At 65.4% G+C, this 532-nt stretch carries 1 protein-coding gene; it reads left to right on the forward strand.

Annotation, left to right across the window (positions count from 1 at the left end; genetic code table 11):
- Positions 1-20: 20 nt before the first annotated feature.
- Positions 21-532, forward strand: a 512-nt coding sequence (locus Pma05_RS42175; RefSeq protein WP_203863152.1) for an SMI1/KNR4 family protein, incomplete at its 3' end; no start/stop codon positions are given.

Raw genomic sequence — 532 nt, forward strand, 5'->3', positions numbered from 1 at the left:
GGACGCAGCGGATCATCGAGGTGACCGGCGTACGGCCGGAGCAGCGTGACATCGACTGGACGCCGGTCGAGGCCGAGCTGGGCACGAGGCTGCCCACTGACTACCGCGAGCTGTGCTCGATGCTCGGTGGCGGCTCCTACTCCGGATTCCTACGGCTCCTGAAGCCGGACGGTGCAGCGGCGGCGACTGACGGTTTGCTGTACTCCTGGCGGTGGCACCAGCACCATCCGGAATACGCGGGTCTCTACACGCCGTACGACCTGTATGGCGGTCCCGAGCGGCAGGGCCTGCTCTGCTGGGGCGACGATGAGACTGAGGGCGAGTACTACTGGCTCGCGGACGCGGGGACCGATCCGGCGACGTGGCCGGTTGTCGCTCGCAAAGATGGTATCGAGCCGTGGTACCGATACGACATGAGCATGTCGGAGTTCATCTACCACATGCTCACAGATCCCGACTTCAAGCCGTTCACGGTAGCCGCCACGACCGTGAGACCGTTCGTGCTGCCGGAGGGCGTGCAGATCACCACGGT

The sequence above is a fragment of the Plantactinospora mayteni genome (assembly GCF_016862935.1).
Taxonomy (GTDB): Bacteria; Actinomycetota; Actinomycetes; order Mycobacteriales; family Micromonosporaceae; genus Plantactinospora; species Plantactinospora mayteni.